Source organism: Gilliamella sp. wkB308 (assembly GCF_001690185.1).
Lineage (GTDB): Bacteria > Pseudomonadota > Gammaproteobacteria > Enterobacterales > Orbaceae > Gilliamella > Gilliamella apicola_I.
In genome coordinates this window covers 54,172-71,856 of the sequence record NZ_LZGN01000034.1, presented here as the reverse complement: position 1 = coordinate 71,856, position 17,685 = coordinate 54,172, and the positions used below count along the sequence as shown (strand labels likewise).

The following is a 17,685-nucleotide window of genomic DNA, read 5'->3' as shown; positions in this document are numbered from 1 at the left end:
GTAACAATCGTATGGGAATTGAATATTTAACAATAATCAAAACCTAAAACTCAAATACAAAACAACCGAAAATCAGCTTTATATTACGTGCATCTTCAAGAAAGATTGGTATAATTCTCGGCTACTTGAGTTAAATTACACAGTTAAATAACACATTTTCATGAAGATCATTCGCGGTATTGCTAATTTAAAAAATCAATTTTCCCAGTGCGTACTGACATTGGGCAATTTTGATGGCATACATTTAGGACATCAGCAATTAATTAACCATTTAATCACCCAAGGTAAAAAATTAAATCTACCAACCGTGGTTATGCTATTTGAACCGCAACCGTTAGAGTTTTTTTGTTTGGAAAATGCCCCTTCCCGATTAACTTCATTTCAAGAAAAAGTGATTTTTATTGAAAAACTCGGTATCGACTATATTATTGCTGTTCCGTTTACTCAAACCTTTGCCAAAATGTCTGCTGATGACTTTATTCAAGCGTGGTTGATAAATCAGTTACGGGCCAAATATATTATTATTGGTGATGATTTTCGGTTTGGGTTTGAACGTAAAGGGGATATTCATCTTCTTGAACATTATGCACAAAAAAATGATTTTACTGTCGAAAGTATGCCAACCTACGTTTGGAATCAGTTACGAATTAGTAGTACCGCGGTGCGTAAAGCTTTACTCAACAATGATTTTGAATTAGCACGTTGTCTATTAGGGCGTCCGTATAGCATTCAAGGGCGTGTTATTCATGGCAATGCATTAGCAAGGCAATTAGGTTTTCCAACGGCAAATATTCAACTACACCGCAAAAAACCAGCCTTACACGGTGTCTATTTAGTTAACGTCAAAAATTGTTGTAGCCAACAATCTTATTATGGCATTGCTAATATTGGTATAAGACCAACTATTCAAGGAAAAAAAGCCATTTTAGAAGTGAATCTATTTGACTTTTCGGGTGATATTTATGGACAATATTTAGACGTAACCTTCCTCGAAAAATTACGAGACGAGAAAAAATTTGACTCTATAACAGCGTTGAAAGAACAAATTACACAAGATGTTTGCACTGCGAAAAAGATCAGTGCACAATTAACCAATTAAGAAAGTAGTATCAACAAAATTAACTGGAATAAATCAGCATGACAGATTATAAAAATACATTGAATTTACCGGAAACCGGTTTCCCAATGCGAGGTGATCTTGCCAAACGTGAACCGGCGATGTTGCAAAACTGGTACGATAAAGAACTTTATCGCAAAATCCGCCAAGTAAAAAAAGGGAAAAAAGCCTTTATTTTGCATGATGGTCCTCCTTATGCAAACGGCAAACTTCACATAGGTCATGCAGTTAATAAAATTATTAAAGATATTATTATTAAATCAAAAGGTTTAAGCGGTTATGATTCCCCATATATTCCAGGGTGGGACTGTCATGGTCTGCCTATCGAACAAAAAGTTGAAGAACAAGTCGGCAAACCAGGCGTAAAAGTAACGCCTGCTGAGTTTCGCCAAATTTGTCGTGACTATGCTGCTTCTCAAGTTGAACTACAAAAAGCTGATTTTATACGTATGGGTGTACTGGGTGATTGGCAAAATCCCTACCGTACAATGAATTACGATACGGAAGCGAATATTATTCGAGCATTAGGTAAAGTCATCAAAAACGGGCATTTAGTCAAAGGAGCAAAACCTGTTTACTGGTGTACTGATTGTATGTCTTCGTTAGCAGAAGCGGAAGTAGAATATTATGATAAATCTTCACCCGCTATAGATGTAAAATTTAAAGCCGTGGATAACCAAGCTGTTGCAAGTAAATTTGGCGTTCATACCGATTTAACTATTTATGCCGTGATTTGGACGACAACACCTTGGACATTACCCGCTAGCCGAGGCATTGCCTTAAATGCTGAATTTGAGTATCAACTGGTACAAATAAATGATAAAGAATGCTTAATTTTAGCCACTGATCTGGTCGAATCCGTCATGAAACGTGCCGAAATTTCAGAATGGAAAGTACTTGGCAGCTGTAAAGGTGATGCGCTTGAACTATTACGCTTTAAGCATCCTTTCCTTGATTTTGATGAACCCATTGTACTTGGTGAACATGTTACGGTTGACGCTGGTACTGGTGCGGTGCACACTGCACCCGGCCATGGTGCGGAAGACTTTTTAGTTGGTCAAAAATATGGGCTTGAAGTTGCAAACCCTGTTGGTGGCAATGGGTGCTATTTACCAGGCACTGGTGCAGGTTTAGATGGCTTATTTGTATTTAAAGCGAATAAAGTTGTGATCGACATATTAAAAGACCACAATGCGCTACTTCATTTTGAAAATATTGAACACAGCTATCCATGTTGTTGGCGTCACAAAACTCCGGTTATTTATCGTGCAACACCGCAATGGTTTATTAGCATGGATAAACAAGGTTTACGTGCCCAATCATTAAAAGAAATTAAACAAGTCCGCTGGATTCCGGATTGGGGACAAGCACGAATTGAAACAATGGTTGCTAATCGCCCTGACTGGTGTATCTCTCGTCAACGTACATGGGGCGTACCAATGACGTTATTTGTCCACAAAGAGACCGAAGAGCTACACCCCGATACTCTGGAACTTGTTGAAAAAGTCGCTAAATTAGTTGAACAACACGGTATCCAAGCGTGGTGGGATGCAGATATCAAAGATTTGCTTGGCCCCGATGCAGACGATTATCGCAACGTCCCAGATACCCTTGATGTCTGGTTTGATTCAGGATCAACTTTCTTTTCGGTAGTCGGTGTACGCCCTGAGTTTGAAGGGCACGAAGCTGACATGTATTTAGAAGGTTCAGATCAGCATCGTGGTTGGTTTATGTCATCTTTAATGCTATCAACAGCGATTGATAACAAAGCTCCTTATAAGCAAGTGTTAACTCATGGTTTTGTGGTTGACGGTCAAGGTCGAAAAATGTCTAAATCGTTAGGCAATATCGTTACCCCACAAGAAGTTATGGGTAAACTCGGAGCGGATATTTTACGTTTATGGATTGCTTCGACCGATTATTCGGGTGAAATGAGCTATTCTGACGAAATCATCAAACGAGCCGCAGATAGCTATCGTCGTATTCGTAATACAGCTCGCTTTTTACTGGCTAACTTAAACGGCTTCGATCCAGCTAAAGACATGGTCAAACCTGAAGATATGGTGGTACTGGATCGCTGGGCGGTCAGCATGGCAAAAGAGGCACAAGATCAAATTATCCAAGCTTACGAAAGCTATGATTTCCATAAAGTCGTACAACGTATTATGCAATTCTGTTCAATTGAAATGGGATCATTCTATTTAGATATTATTAAAGATCGTCAGTACACCGCAAAAAGTGATAGCGTTGCTCGTCATAGTTGCCAAACTGCGTTATATCATATTGCTCAAGCAATGGTACGTTGGATAGCACCAGTATTATCATTTACCGCTGACGAAATTTGGCAATATTTACCTTCAGCTGAAAAATCAGAGTTTGTATTTGAAGATGAATGGTATAACGAACTATTTAGTTTATCCGATAACGAAACATTAAATAGTGAGTATTGGGCACAAATTTTATCAATTCGTAGCGAAGTAAACAAAGTGCTAGAACAAGGTCGTAACGATAAAGTGATTGGCGGTTCTCTTGAAGCCACTGTTACCCTTTATGCAGACGATCAGATTGCCACAGCACTCGCTAAATTAGAGAACGAATTACGCTTTGTACTACTCACATCACAAGCCAGCGTGAAACCACTAGACAGTGCGCCACAACAGGCAGTACAAAGTGATATAGCCGGTCTAAAAATCGAGCTCTCTAAAGCGCAAGGTGATAAGTGTCCTCGCTGTTGGCATTACACCATTGATAATGACCCAACAACACATTTATGTAAACGCTGTGAAGAAAACATTCATGGTAATGGTGAAGTTAGACATTTCGCCTAATAATTGAATGACAGATAAACACGGCTATAAGACAATAGCTTATAGCCACTTATTACATTAAACGCCGACAACAGTCGGCGAAATATCATCATGAGCATGAACTTTATGAAAAAAGAGAATGGACTTTACTGGTTAATGACTAGCACAATTGTGTTTTTTATTGATATTGCTAGTAAATTTTGGATCCTAAATAAATTCCACCTTTATGAATCAATTAACGTGTTGCCTTTCTTCTCGATTACTTATGTACAAAATATTGGCGCTGCATTTAGTATTTTTGAAGGTCAACGTTGGATGCTTGCAGCCGTTGCTTTACTCATTAGTGGTGCTATTTTGTATATGCTTTATCGTAATAAACGACAGCAAAAATTAGAAAATTTTTCATTATCACTTATATTAGGTGGTGCTTTAGGCAACCTATTTGACCGCCTTTATCATGGTTTTGTGGTTGATTTTCTAGATGTGAATTTCGGTAGCTGGCACTATCCAACCTTTAATATTGCTGATTGTGCGATTTGTATCGGTATTGGATTATTTATTTTAAGTAGTTATAAAAAACCCCAAAAGACCGAATAATATGCAAATTATTTTAGCTAACCCTCGAGGTTTTTGTGCTGGTGTTGATCGAGCTATCACGATCGTTGAACGCGCACTTGAACTCTTTGGCGCACCTGTTTATGTTCGCCATGAAGTGGTACATAACCGCTATGTGGTTAACAACTTAAAAGAGTTAGGCGCAATTTTTATTGAACAAATTGACGAAGTACCTGACGATAGTATTCTTATCTTTTCTGCGCATGGTGTATCTAAAGCGGTGCGTGAAGAAGCAAAAAAGCGAAAACTTCGTATCTTTGATGCAACTTGCCCATTAGTGACTAAAGTTCATATGGAAGTGGCAAGATCCAGTTATCGTGGTGAAGAAGTGGTCTTAATCGGTCATGCCGGGCATATTGAAGTGGATGGTACATTAGGTCAATACAATAATCCTAATGGTGGTATTTATTTGATTGAATCGATAAACGATGTTCAAACATTACAAGTCAAAAACGAAGATCACCTTTGCTTTACCACTCAAACGACCTTATCAGTGGAAGATACGGCTGAAATCATTGCTGCCTTAAAAGTACGATTTCCTAAAATCCGTAGCCCACGTAAAAATGATATTTGTTATGCTACAACCAATCGACAACAAGCCGTAAAACAACTTTCCTCACAAGCAGATGTGATACTTGTCGTCGGTTCAAAAAATTCATCCAATTCAAACCGATTAGCTGAACTTGCCAGACGCAACAGTAAAAATGCTTATTTGATTGATTATGCCACCGATATTGAGCAAGAATGGCTAACTAATGCTCGCACGGTGGGCGTAACAGCAGGCGCATCTGCACCCGATATATTAGTGCAACAGGTTATTGAACATTTGAAAAGTTTGGGTTGCACATCACTGATCGAAACAGACGGGATTTTAGAAAATATTACCTTTGAAATTCCAAAAGAATTGCGTATTGAAGTAAAAGCAAACTAACGGGTTAATTTGTGTGTTTTAGTTGCTCAAATTTTGCCAATAGCTGTTCATGGGTCTCGACATGCTCAGGATCAGCAATAATAGCATTTTGAATTGGGCAAACACGCTGACAAGTTGAATGATCATAATAACCGACACATTCAGTGCATTTGTTAGGATCGATTTCATAAGTATCAAACCCCATAGAGATAGCCTCGTTAGGACATTCAGGCTCACACATATCACAATTAATACATTTACTGGTTATTTTTAATGCCATTGCTCAATTAACTTTATCATCTCCAAAAAATTTGCGCCATTATAGCGCAATCCTTCCTAATTTCTAAAAAAGAATACGGATATCATGTTCATGATAGACTCAATAAGTCTGAATTTATTGAAATATTTCAATATAAATTAGATAATTTAGCCTGTATTATTTTCATAATAATTACAATTTATTAAGAATAGTTATCAATAACATTTATATTATTACGCTACAATGCTAAAACGATTAAAGAATAGAATAAAAGGATGAAAAGATATTGTTAAAGTTAATTAAATTCAAAAATATAGTGATTGCTATTTTTCTGTTTGTGCTTCTCTATATTATCAAGCTGATCGTTTTTCCGTCACAATCACCAGTGAATTATATTACCTCACCTGTGACTAAAGTTAATATTGAAAAAACGGTACTGGCTGATGGTACAATTAGCGCTTTCAAGCAAGTCAGCGTGGGTGCGCAGGTTTCGGGTCAGATCAAAAAGTTATATGTTGAATTAGGTGATCAAGTTAAACAAGGGGACATGATTGCTGAAATTGATGATCTAAAACAGAGCAATGATTTGAAACAAGCCGAAGCTTCGCTTAGTAGCCTTGAAGCACAACGTAAATCAAAACAAGCCAACTTAATTAATTACCAACTGACTTATAATCGCCAATTAAAACTCGTCAATAAAGGGGTCGGCGTTCAATCCGATTTAGATTCAGCCAAAGCCGATCTCGATGCAATCAAAGCAGATATTGCTGCCTTAGATGCAAATATCATCAGTGCACAAGTCGCTGTTGATACAGCCAAAGTGAATCTTGGTTATACAAAAATACGATCACCTATTGATGGCGTGATTGTCGCCATACCCGTTGATCAAGGTCAAACCGTTAACTCTGTGCAAAGTGCACCAACCATTGTGAAGGTTGCACAATTAGATAAGATGACCATTGAAGCACAAATTTCAGAAGCGGATGTTATTAATGTAAAAAAAGGAATGCCCGTCTATTTCACCATATTAGGTGAACCTAATAGACGTTTTGACGGTTTAACATTACGCGCCATTGAACCTGCGCCAGATTCGATTAATACGGAAAGTTCATCAAGTTTAAGCGCTTCTTCATCCACCACTAAAACAGCAATTTACTATAATGGATTATTCGATGTTGATAATCCTGATCATATTTTACGAATTTCGATGACAGCCCAAGTTTATATTGTTTTATCTGAAGCAAAAGATGTATTGGCAATCCCATCTCAAGCTATCCAAAAAAATTTGGCAGATAATAAAGCAATTGTCTATGTACTTAATCAACATAATAATGCTGAAGAACGAGAAGTCAGTTTAGGTATCAATAATAATATTAATGTGGAAATCAAATCCGGACTTAAAGAAGGGGAAGTCGTCATTATTGGTAGTGACAATGGCGCATTATTTAATCCTAATGGACGCACGCCGAGGATAAGATTCTGATATGACAAACACTAATAATCCGCTTATTAAACTTGAAAACATTGTTCGTGAATTTCCAGCTGGCGATTCAACCATTCAAGTGCTTAAAAGCATCAATCTAACGATTAATGCTGGCGAAATGGTTGCCATTATTGGGGCGTCTGGTTCGGGCAAATCAACATTAATGAATATTTTAGGTTGTTTAGATAAACCAAGCTCTGGTGTCTATACCATTGGAGGACGAACCACCAATCAATTATCACCTGATGAATTAGCTGAATTACGTCGTGAACACTTTGGTTTTATCTTTCAACGTTATCATTTGCTAAACGCCTTAACGGCACAAGGTAATGTTGAAATCCCAGCTATTTATGCCGGAATCACCAATGAACAACGAAAAAAACGAGCTATTGAAATATTAACCCGTTTAGGGCTTGAAGATAAGATTAATAATAAACCCAGTCAATTATCTGGCGGTCAACAACAGCGTGTCAGTATTGCTCGAGCCTTAATAAACGGCGGACAAGTTATTTTAGCAGATGAACCAACGGGCGCACTTGACCGTAAAAGCGGATTAGAAGTCATGGCTATCTTGCGAGAACTTCACAAACAAGGGCATACCGTCATTATTGTGACACATGATAGTAATATTGCCCAAAGTGCGGAGCGAATTATTGAAATCAGTGACGGAAATATTATCTCTGACTCAATCAATCCTAACTATCACGCAGAAGAAGAGGATCATCGCCAAGTCAAACAGATCGAAACGACAAAAACCCAAGACAACTTTCAAGCTAAGTACAATCGTTTTCGAGATGCCTTTAATATGGCAATATTGTCGATGCTTTCTCAACGATTACGAACTTTTCTTACCATGCTTGGTATTATCATTGGTATTGCCTCGGTCGTTTCAATGGTTGCCTTAGGCGAAGGCACCAAACAAAAAATATTATCGAATATAAATTCGTTAGGGACAAGTACACTCGAAATTTATCCCGGAAGCGGATTTGGGGATCGCAACGCTGATAAAATTACCACCTTACGCTCATCCGACGCCGACTTTTTAGCAAAACAAAGTTTTGTACATAGCACGACCCCAAATCTGGCAACATCAGTCTATTTTCGGGTTAAAAATTTGGCTGTAACGGGAACAGTAAATGGTGTTGGAGAGCAATTTTTTGCCGTTCGTGGCTATAACATTACGCAAGGTATTGCTTTTGATCAGACCAGTGTTGCTTCGTCAGCACAAGATGCCGTTATCGATGAAAATACCGTTAAACAGCTATTTAAGAATGAAAATCCAATCGGCAAAATTCTGATGGTGGGTCAATTACCGGTACGAATAATTGGTGTTGCCACAAAACAACAACAAGGTTTTGGTAATAATGAAAGCCTTAACATCTGGCTTCCTTACACCACAGTCATTAATCGCATGGTCGGACAAACCTCGTTAAGAAGTATTACGGTTCGGGTCAATGATAATGTTGATTTATCGATTGCTGAACAAGCGATTAATAAAATTATGATACAACGGCATGGTGTTAAAGACTTTTTTATTTTTAATTCAGATAGCATCCGTGAAACCGTTAATTCCTCAGCTTGGGTATTAACATTATTAATTTCAACCATTGCATTTATCTCACTGTTAGTGGGGGGGATTGGTGTTATGAATATCATGCTAGTATCCGTCACAGAAAGAACCCGAGAAATTGGCGTACGCATGGCAGTGGGTGCGCGTTCAAGTGATATACTGCAACAGTTTTTAATCGAAGCGGTATTAGTGTGTCTTATCGGTGGCACATTAGGCATCTTGTTATCATTTGTGGTTGGTGGGATTTTCAATTATGTTGTCACATCCTTTGCGATGCGTTTTTCTATCATTTCAATTATCGCTGCCTTTAGTTGCTCGAGTATCATTGGCATAATTTTTGGTTATTTTCCAGCTAAACGAGCCGCCAAACTTGATCCGATTTATGCTTTAGAACGAGAATAACGTTTTTAAAACCTCACCTAAAATTAAAATCCCTCTGCAATCATGATTTTGCAAAGGGATTTAAAATGACAGCTTTAAAAATTGTCATCATGTTACATTCAAATAATATGACAATTTATCGCTCTCAAAACAGATGTTTTAATCAATGACACTCGCTTAATTTTCGGTTTTAGGATCTAATCCGACTAAGAACGAAGTCACTCTTAAATAATCATTCATAAATGCTTGTTCATCAGATATATTAAGTCCTTTGGAATTGACATAAAACTTGCGATTAACGATAACAGAAGGTATTGAGTTTGGTTTCAATTCTTTAATGGCATCAGTTTGTTGTGCCATAAAAGCTTTAACTAAAAAATTGTCTTTCGTTTCATCAAACGTTTTACTATCCACACCTAATCTTAAAAATACCGCTTTGATGTCATCAGCAGATTTTATGCTGCGTTCTTCTTGTATTGCCTGATAAAAAGCATCTGAAGCTTTATCTTGAATACCGAGTACATTAGCTATCGCCCATGCTTGGGCAAGTTCCTTGGCAAGTGGCCCAAAATCCTCTAAATGATAACGTTTAAATTTTACCCCTTCTGGTAAATCCTTACTGATAAGTTGTGCACCATGATATTTTGTTTCAAATCGGTAGCAACTAGGACAATTAAATGAAAAAAACTCAATCACTTCTTTGTCTGGTGATGGATTAGTCGGTAGTACAACATACTGAACACCTTTTTCAATCGGTGCTAATGGTGCCGTAATAGTCGGTGTTTGATCTTCCTTAGAGTCAATACTTGCGGGGGCTTGCTCTGCAAAACTATTTACCGAAAAAAGTAATACTCCCAAAGCAATAAACGTCTTTTTCATTAGTCAATTCTCCTTATTATTTAATAATGCCACGCGCTTTTAACAATGCACTTTTAAAATCATCTTCATAATCTTTTTTCAGACCGGGGATAGCTTCATTTTTATCAGCGTCACGCATTTTTAAATGATAAATCAGAACCTCATCACTTAACTCTTTTAAGTCGCCTTCAAAACCTGCTTCTTGCCCTAATTGTGCAAGAAATTGTAACAGATTCAGATCTGAATCTTTTTCCCAGGCTGCCTGTAATAACTCCATTAATTCATCAATACGATGACATTTCATAATTCATACCTTTTTGTATACTTCAAATTAATTGAAGATGATGAGATAAAATTAATGTTAAATATTTAACGCTATAAATTCTGTCACAGAAACATAAACAATAGTAGCGATTCTTTTTATTAAATACAAACGACACGTTAAAAGTCATGGGTATCGACTTATCTTTCAATACAATTTAATGTCTATGAAATAATTGTGATAAGTCTATTTTCCCTTATAACTTAAATTAATTTTGCTATATAGTAATGCTATTTAGATTTTTCGCAATGTGAAACAGAGACATTTTATGGGCAAACTACCTATTACAACAATTATCTTAGCTGGCGGAAAAAGTACCCGAATGAATGGTAACGATAAAGGATTATTACAGCTACATGGAAAACCGCTTTATCAACATGTCATTGATCGTATTGAATCACAAACAGATTTCATCATGATTAACTGTAATCGCAATCTGAATCAATATCAAAAGGCAGGCTACCCTACCTTCATTGATGATTTAGCAGGTTATCATGGCCCCCTTTCCGGCATTTACAGTGGATTATTACGTAGCACTACTGAATGGAACTTATTTGTCAGTTGTGATACGCCTTTTTTACCTGACGATTTAATCTTTCGTTTAATCCAACACACCACGACACATCACGCTGTTTATCCCTTTGATGGTCAGTATCATCATCCAACCATTTTATTGATTCATAAAACCATCATTACCCCACTTAAAGCTTATTTGGCACAAGGTGAGCGTAAATTGATGTTATTTTTACAACAAATCAATGCTTATGCTGTCGATTTTAGTGATAAACCATCATGTTTTACCAATATTAATACCCCTGAGATACTTGAGCAACTCACTCAATCAAAAAAATAAATCTCTTATTTTTAGATTAAACTGCTATTTATTCCACTTTGTTAAGTGTTTAGCAAAATCGTCTATTTCAACATCCTGTGTTGCCCAAGAAGTACAAAAACGTAACCCGATATGCGCCTCATCAATTGCCCCAAGATTATCGACCGAATAATGTGCAAGAATTTTCTTGGCTAATCGTTTTGGCACACTAACAAATAATTGATTGCTTTGTGGTTTACTTAAGAATGAAAATCCAGCATTTTCAAACAGTGTTTGCAGTTTATCTGCCATATAATTACTATGCTTACCCAGTTTGATATACAAATTGTTTTGCATCAACGCATTCATTTGTACGGCAACAATCCAACTTTTAGCTAAAATTGCGCCTTTTTGCTTCATACTAAATCGAAAATCTTGGTTAATCGTCAGTTTATTAAACACCAATGCTTCACCCGCAAATGCCCCCACTTTCGTGCCACCTATATAAAAAACATCGGTATATTTAGCTAAATCCGGAAAGGTTAGATCATTATCTTTTGCGGCTAATGCCATTGCCAGACGTGCACCATCTAAATACAGATAAAGTTGATTATTTTGACAAAATTGATATAGCTTTTTAAGCTCTTGCTTACTATAGATAGTACCAAGTTCGGTGGTGTTTGAAATATACACTAATTTAGGTTGTACCATATGTTCATCACGATGATGTGCCAAAACAGGTTTTAGCAATTCAGGTGTTAACTTTCCATCATGGCTTTTCACCGTTAATACTTTATGCCCTGTTGCTTCAATCGCCCCTGTTTCATGCACATTAATATGTCCACTTTCGGTCGCAATAACCGCTTGATAAGGTTTTAAAATATGCGAAATAACCGTTAAATTCGTGATAGTTCCACCTGGCATAAAATGTATATCTGCATTCGGGGATTTTAGACGCTTTTTGATATTTTCTTTAGCTTGATGACAGCACTCATCTAAACCATAGCCACTTAACTTTTTATTGGTCGTTTCAACAAAGCTTTTTAACAAGCTTGGATGCACTGTTTGGTTATAATCATTCAAAAAATCATACATATCATTACCTTTATTCCAACTTCATTTTTTAATATGATGTTATATTAATCGCATCTTCAATATAACACGATAAAGCAGAGAGTCTATGCACAATACAAAAATGATTGGAATTAGTGGCTTCAGTGGTAGTGGTAAAACGACCCTACTCAAAAAAATAATTCCTTTATTGGTCGAACAGGGTTTTCGCATTGGCTCGTTAAAACATGCGCATCATAATATTGAACTGGATATTCCCGGTAAAGATAGTTATGAACTGCGAAAAGCCGGTTCTTTACAAACTATCATTGCATGTGATAACCGCTATGCATTTATTGAAGAGACCCCAAACAATCCTGTCGATTTATCGACACTAATTAACCAATTTAGCCATGTCGATATCGTTTTGATTGAAGGATTTAAAGAAGAAAAAATACCTAAAATTATTTGTCATCGGCATACAAATCAATCTGAATTGTATATTGACGAATATACCCTAGCCATCGCCAGTGATGCCCCTTTAGAAACCGATTTACCCGTTCTTGATATCAATCAAGCAGGTCAAATCGTTGAATTTATAAAAGGATATTTATCATTGCCATAACAGTTTAAATAAAAGATAAAAAATGTATTAATCTATCTTTTGAACAAACCGAAACAAAAAAGGGAAATACTCGATTTCCCTTTTATCTCAGCATAATCGCTTATTTATTTCGCAACAATCACCATTGCCGGACGAATTAAACGACCATTTAAGGTATAACCTTTTTGAATGGTATTGACGATTTGACCTGATTGATGATCTGGCGATTCAACCATGCTAATCGCTTGGTGAACATCAGGATTTAATTGTGAATCTACTGTGTTAATCACCTCAATCCCAAACTTTTTGACGGTATCTAAAAATGATTTTAAGGTAAGCTCTAATCCTTCAACAGTTGCTTGATGTTCAGGATTATTTTTATCGGTAGATTCTAAAGCTCGCTCTAAATTATCGATAACTGGCAACAGTTCATTCGAAAATTTTTCTAACGCAAATTTTCGCGCTTTATCAACGTCTTGTTCAACACGTTTACGAACGTTATCAATCTCAGCACGGGCACGAATCATCGCCTCACTCTCATTTTTTTTCGCAATTTGTAATGCCTGCTCTAATTCAGCAATACGTGCATCTTTCGCTTTTAATTGCTCCTCGTAATTCGGTTCAGCTGGTGCTTCTGATTCTTTTGGTTCTTCTACCGCTACATCAATGTTAGGTTCATTTTCTGACATGTTCTTGTCTTGCTCTGTCATAAGGTACTCCAAATATAGTCGAAAACTTAGTGAATTAAGGTTATTATGGGGACGATTTTTGTTATTGCAAGGTTATCTCTATAGGTTAATATATATTTTTTTATTTTTAATTAAAAAAATCAATGATACTTAAATAAAAAAATGACAAGGATATTTTATGGGTGCACCATTTAAATGTATTGGTTTAGTTGGCATTCCACGCAAATTAGACGCTATCGAAACCCACAGAGTGCTTTATGATTGGTTAATCAAATTAGGGATTCGTGTTTTAGTTGAAGACCGATTAGCGGAATTTATTAAATTTCCAGCCAATGTCTATGCCAATTTGGATACGATTGGAGAACAAGCTGATCTGGCGATTGTCGTTGGTGGCGATGGCAATATGTTGCGTTCTGCTCGCTATTTATCACATTATAAGATTAGAGTAATCGGCGTGAATCGGGGTAATTTGGGCTTTTTAACCGACATTTCGCATGAGCAAGTCGTGGAACAGTTAAGTCCAGTTATTGCCGGAGAATATGACGATGACCCTCGCTTTTTACTCGAAGTTTCAATTTATGATAATGGCAATCTAATCAATTCCGGTTTTGCCGTTAATGAAATTGTCGTTACGCCCAACACCGTTGCGCATATGATTGATTACGATGTATATATCAATGAACGCAATGCATTCTCACAGCGTGCGGATGGTTTAATTATCGCAACCCCAACTGGCTCTACCGCCTACTCCTTGTCTGCTGGTGGACCAATTTTAGCGCCTCACTTAGATGCACTCATTATTACACCAATGTTTCCACACTCATTGGCGGTAAGGCCATTAGTCATCAAAAGTGATAACCCTATCCATCTTAAGTTTCCAACCACTGCATTAGATTTGAATATTGCTTGCGATAGCCAAATTATTTTACCGGTCAAACCAAGCCATGATGTGATCATTCGCCGTTCTGAATATGAATTTAATTTAATTCATTCTAAAGATTATGATTATTTTAATAACCTTTCTAGTAAATTGGGTTGGTCACAAAAAATGTATTAATTTATTTAGCTAACCACTTTTAGACAGAAAATCATTATCGATTATGGCTCGCAGGTAATCATTTTAATCTGCGAGCATACCAAGAAGGTTAAAGCGTTGTTATTTTAAATCAGTAGGGAATCACATAAGCCAACACATAAACAGTCAAGGATGAAAAAATCGCTGCAATTACATCATCTACCATAATACCAAAACCACCGGGCACACGCTTATCAAACCAACGAATAGGCCAAGGTTTTGCCATATCAAATACTCGAAAAGCAACAAAGGCAATCGCAATCCATAGTAGTGAATATTGTGGGATAAAAAATAGCGTTATCCACATACCAACAAATTCATCCCAAACGATATGCCCTGAGTCATGCGTATGCGTATCATCTGATGTCTTTTGACAAAGAAAACAGCCAAACATAAATGTCACAATAATAAAGATCCAATATAAAATTGGTTGTAAATCTTTAAATAACAACCACAGCGGAATCGCCATTAATGACCCCATTGTGCCAGGCATAATTGGGGATAAGCCACTTCCTAATCCAACCGCTAAAAAATGAATCGGATTAGTAAGTTTTAAGTGTTTTTTAAAATCTTTATTACGTGCTTGTTTTGTCATGTTAACTTTTGAATTTAATAAAATGATGCCGACTTAACGTCGGCAAACATAGCAAAATGCTGATAGTTAATTAGCATTTTTATTGATGAGTATTATATTATTCGTCTTTGGTTAACGTTGCAACCATTACGGCCTTAATGGTATGTAAACGATTTTCTGCTTCATCAAAAACAATACTGTGTCGAGATTCAAATACCTCGTTAGTCACTTCTAAACCATCTGTTAAACCATATTGCGCTGCCATTTGCTTGCCGACGGTGGTATTCATATCATGAAAAGCAGGCAAACAGTGCATAAATTTCACATCGGGATTATGAGTAAGATTAATCACATTTTGATTAATTTGATAAGGCGCTAACAGTTTGACCCTTTCATCCCAAACGTCTTTAGGTTCTCCCATGGAAACCCACACATCGGTATACAGAAAATCAACGCCATTTACACCATCAGCAACATCTTCTGTTAAAACGATTTTAGCGCCTGTCGTTTTCGCTATATCTTGGCACTGTTTGACCAGTTCCGATTCGGGTTGGCACGCTTTAGGCGCCACTAAACGAATCTCCATTCCCATCAATGCTGCCCCCTCCATTAACGAATTTCCCATATTATTACGGGCATCTCCTAGATAGGCGAATTTAACACTGCTCAATGCCCGATTGCCAATATGTTCTTTCATGGTCATAAAGTCAGCTAAAATCTGTGTAGGGTGTGCCTCGGTGGTTAATCCATTCCACACAGGGACACCGGCATACTTCGCTAAGGTTTCGACAATATCTTGTCCATAACCTCGGTACTCAATACCATCATACATCCGACCTAATACACGGGCTGTATCTGCAATAGATTCTTTATGGCCTATTTGGCTCCCACTTGGACCTAAATAGGTCACTTGGGCCCCCTGATCAAATGCGCCCACTTCAAAAGCACAGCGCGTACGGGTTGAGTCTTTTTCGAAAATTAAGGCAATATTTTTACCCACCAGATGTTTTTTTTCAGTGCCTTGTCGCTTAGCGTGCTTTAATTGAATAGAAAGATCGATTAATTGATTAATTTCGCTTGGGGTGAAATCGAGTAAACGTAAAAAGTGGCGCTGATAAAAACCATGCATGACGAGCTCCTAATCGAGATTATTATTTACGCCATTCTATTTGAATAATTATTCACTTTCAAGCTAAACCTAATAATATCTTTGATAATTTATTTTTATTTGTTATAAGTCTAAAAAATGAGACATTATTATTCAATTAATTTTAATAATATTGCTTTTTTTGTATAAAAAAGTGTAATAAAATGGCTAAATATTATCTTTTCAAGATCAATAGCAATGAATTTTTATTCATATATAATGATTTTTTATTCTTAAAGGTCTTTTTAATCATGCAAACTTATGCCCTCCTTATATTACAAGACGGTTCACAATTTATCGGTACATCTATCGGCGCTGAAGGTCAAACTGTTGGCGAAGTCGTTTTTAATACCTCAATGACTGGCTATCAAGAAATATTGACCGATCCATCTTACTGTGAACAATTAGTTACTTTAACTTATCCACATATTGGTAATGTGGGCACTAATGATGCAGATGCTGAATCAAATCAAGTTTACGCAAAAGGACTTATTATTCGTGATTTGCCACTATTAGCCAGTAATTATCGCTGTGAAAAAGATCTCTCCAGTTATCTAAAACAACATAATGTTGTAGCCATTGCCGATATTGATACCCGCCGTTTAACCCGTATTTTACGTGAAAAAGGCGCACAACATGGCGTTATTGTAACGGGCAAAGATAAACAGACTTTACTCGAAAATGCAGAAGCAACCAAACAAATAGCACTCAATTTTAAAGGATTAACCGGACTTGATTTAGCTAAAGAGGTGACGTGTGCTAAAAGTTATTGTTGGACGCAAGGCATTTGGACAAGACAAAATGAGCATCCAACACCAAAACCTGAAAGTGTTTTACCCTATCATGTTGTTGCCTATGATTTTGGTGTTAAACAAAATATTTTACGAATGTTAGTTGAACGGGGTTGCAAATTAACCATTGTGCCGGCTAAAACGAGTGCCGAACAAGTTTTAGCGTTACATCCTGATGGTATCTTTTTATCTAATGGGCCTGGTGATCCAGCGCCGTGTACCTATGCCATAGATGCCATTAAGCAGTTTTTAACCACCAATATTCCGATATTTGGCATCTGTCTTGGACATCAGCTATTAGCGCTGGCATGTGGTGCGAAAACCATAAAAATGAAATTTGGTCACCATGGTGGAAATCATCCGGTTAAAGATCTTGAGCATGATCGTGTCATGATTACCGCGCAAAATCATGGTTTTGCCGTTGATGAACACAGTTTACCGGCTCACTTACGTGTTACGCATCAATCCCTATTCGACGGCTCATTGCAAGGTATTCATCATAATCAAAAACCCGCTTTTAGTTTTCAAGGACACCCTGAAGCCAGTCCTGGTCCACATGATGCCGCGCCTCTTTTTGATCACTTTATTGAGTTAATTAAATCTTACCAGCAGGAGCAATAAC

Annotated in this window: 17 protein-coding genes; 10 read left to right on the top strand and 7 right to left on the bottom strand. The window is 37.0% G+C overall.

Going from position 1 to position 17,685, the window contains the following annotated elements; all coding sequences use genetic code 11:
* Positions 1 to 160: 160 nt before the first annotated feature.
* The 4 genes from ribF to ispH all read left to right on the top strand — a co-directional run bounded on the left by ribF (position 161) and on the right by ispH (position 5,470).
* Complete coding sequence (gene ribF / locus A9G10_RS04945; protein ID WP_065558505.1) at positions 161 to 1,099, top strand: bifunctional riboflavin kinase/FAD synthetase; 939 nt, start codon at positions 161 to 163, stop codon at positions 1,097 to 1,099.
* 38 nt (positions 1,100 to 1,137) lie between these two features.
* The gene (ileS, locus tag A9G10_RS04940; RefSeq protein WP_065558504.1) at positions 1,138 to 3,945 is read left to right on the top strand and encodes an isoleucine--tRNA ligase; all 2,808 of its coding nucleotides are present in this window, start codon (positions 1,138 to 1,140) and stop codon (positions 3,943 to 3,945) included.
* Between the two features lie 105 nt (positions 3,946 to 4,050).
* Positions 4,051 to 4,521: a signal peptidase II gene (gene lspA, locus A9G10_RS04935; protein ID WP_143425955.1), complete on the top strand. Its 471-nt coding sequence runs from the start codon at positions 4,051 to 4,053 to the stop codon at positions 4,519 to 4,521.
* Between the two features lies 1 nt (position 4,522).
* Positions 4,523 to 5,470 carry a 4-hydroxy-3-methylbut-2-enyl diphosphate reductase gene (ispH, locus tag A9G10_RS04930; RefSeq protein ID WP_065558502.1) on the top strand — a complete coding sequence of 316 codons (948 nt, stop codon included), beginning with the start codon at positions 4,523 to 4,525 and terminating at the stop codon, positions 5,468 to 5,470.
* Between the two features lie 4 nt (positions 5,471 to 5,474).
* Here the strand turns inward: ispH and A9G10_RS04925 are convergent, their stop codons facing one another.
* Positions 5,475 to 5,729: a YfhL family 4Fe-4S dicluster ferredoxin gene (locus A9G10_RS04925; RefSeq protein WP_065558501.1), complete on the bottom strand. Its 255-nt coding sequence runs from the start codon at positions 5,727 to 5,729 to the stop codon at positions 5,475 to 5,477.
* Positions 5,730 to 5,994: 265 nt separating this feature from the next.
* Here A9G10_RS04925 and A9G10_RS04920 point away from each other — a divergent pair, with 265 nt between their 5' ends.
* Positions 5,995 to 7,191, top strand: coding sequence for an efflux RND transporter periplasmic adaptor subunit (locus A9G10_RS04920; protein ID WP_065558500.1), 1,197 nt, complete (start codon positions 5,995 to 5,997; stop codon positions 7,189 to 7,191).
* Between the two features lies 1 nt (position 7,192).
* A complete protein-coding gene (locus tag A9G10_RS04915; protein WP_065558499.1) occupies positions 7,193 to 9,163 on the top strand; it encodes a MacB family efflux pump subunit in 1,971 nt (656 codons plus the stop codon).
* A gap of 156 nt (positions 9,164 to 9,319) precedes the next feature.
* On the opposite strand, the gene A9G10_RS04910 is transcribed toward A9G10_RS04915, so the two are convergent.
* Both A9G10_RS04910 and A9G10_RS04905 read right to left on the bottom strand, forming a co-directional pair.
* Complete coding sequence (locus tag A9G10_RS04910; protein WP_081299056.1) at positions 9,320 to 10,021, bottom strand: DsbA family protein; 702 nt, start codon at positions 10,019 to 10,021, stop codon at positions 9,320 to 9,322.
* Between the two features lie 16 nt (positions 10,022 to 10,037).
* The gene (locus A9G10_RS04905; RefSeq protein ID WP_065558498.1) at positions 10,038 to 10,304 is read right to left on the bottom strand and encodes a YihD family protein; all 267 of its coding nucleotides are present in this window, start codon (positions 10,302 to 10,304) and stop codon (positions 10,038 to 10,040) included.
* Positions 10,305 to 10,590: 286 nt separating this feature from the next.
* Between A9G10_RS04905 and mobA the strand changes: the two genes are divergently transcribed.
* On the top strand, positions 10,591 to 11,175 hold the full coding sequence (gene mobA / locus A9G10_RS04900) for a molybdenum cofactor guanylyltransferase MobA (RefSeq protein ID WP_065558497.1): 585 nt from the start codon (positions 10,591 to 10,593) through the stop codon (positions 11,173 to 11,175).
* Positions 11,176 to 11,199: 24 nt separating this feature from the next.
* On the opposite strand, the gene A9G10_RS04895 is transcribed toward mobA, so the two are convergent.
* Positions 11,200 to 12,228 (bottom strand): threonine aldolase family protein, encoded by a 1,029-nt coding sequence (locus A9G10_RS04895; protein ID WP_065558496.1) that lies wholly within the window; start codon positions 12,226 to 12,228, stop codon positions 11,200 to 11,202.
* Positions 12,229 to 12,313: 85 nt separating this feature from the next.
* On the opposite strand from A9G10_RS04895, the gene mobB reads away from it, so the two are divergent.
* Complete coding sequence (mobB, locus tag A9G10_RS04890) at positions 12,314 to 12,808, top strand: molybdopterin-guanine dinucleotide biosynthesis protein B (protein ID WP_065558495.1); 495 nt, start codon at positions 12,314 to 12,316, stop codon at positions 12,806 to 12,808.
* A 104-nt stretch (positions 12,809 to 12,912) separates the two neighbouring features.
* Here the strand turns inward: mobB and grpE are convergent, their stop codons facing one another.
* On the bottom strand, positions 12,913 to 13,497 hold the full coding sequence (gene grpE, locus A9G10_RS04885) for a nucleotide exchange factor GrpE (protein ID WP_065558494.1): 585 nt from the start codon (positions 13,495 to 13,497) through the stop codon (positions 12,913 to 12,915).
* A gap of 157 nt (positions 13,498 to 13,654) precedes the next feature.
* On the opposite strand from grpE, the gene nadK reads away from it, so the two are divergent.
* On the top strand, positions 13,655 to 14,533 hold the full coding sequence (nadK, locus tag A9G10_RS04880; RefSeq protein WP_065558493.1) for an NAD(+) kinase: 879 nt from the start codon (positions 13,655 to 13,657) through the stop codon (positions 14,531 to 14,533).
* Positions 14,534 to 14,642: 109 nt separating this feature from the next.
* On the opposite strand, the gene A9G10_RS04875 is transcribed toward nadK, so the two are convergent.
* Positions 14,643 to 15,146, bottom strand: coding sequence for a phosphatidylglycerophosphatase A family protein (locus A9G10_RS04875; protein ID WP_065558492.1), 504 nt, complete (start codon positions 15,144 to 15,146; stop codon positions 14,643 to 14,645).
* 97 nt (positions 15,147 to 15,243) lie between these two features.
* A complete protein-coding gene (gene argF / locus A9G10_RS04870) occupies positions 15,244 to 16,254 on the bottom strand; it encodes an ornithine carbamoyltransferase (protein ID WP_065558491.1) in 1,011 nt (336 codons plus the stop codon).
* 269 nt (positions 16,255 to 16,523) lie between these two features.
* On the opposite strand from argF, the gene carA reads away from it, so the two are divergent.
* Positions 16,524 to 17,684, top strand: coding sequence for a glutamine-hydrolyzing carbamoyl-phosphate synthase small subunit (gene carA, locus A9G10_RS04865; protein WP_065558490.1), 1,161 nt, complete (start codon positions 16,524 to 16,526; stop codon positions 17,682 to 17,684).
* Position 17,685: the final 1 nt, after the last annotated feature.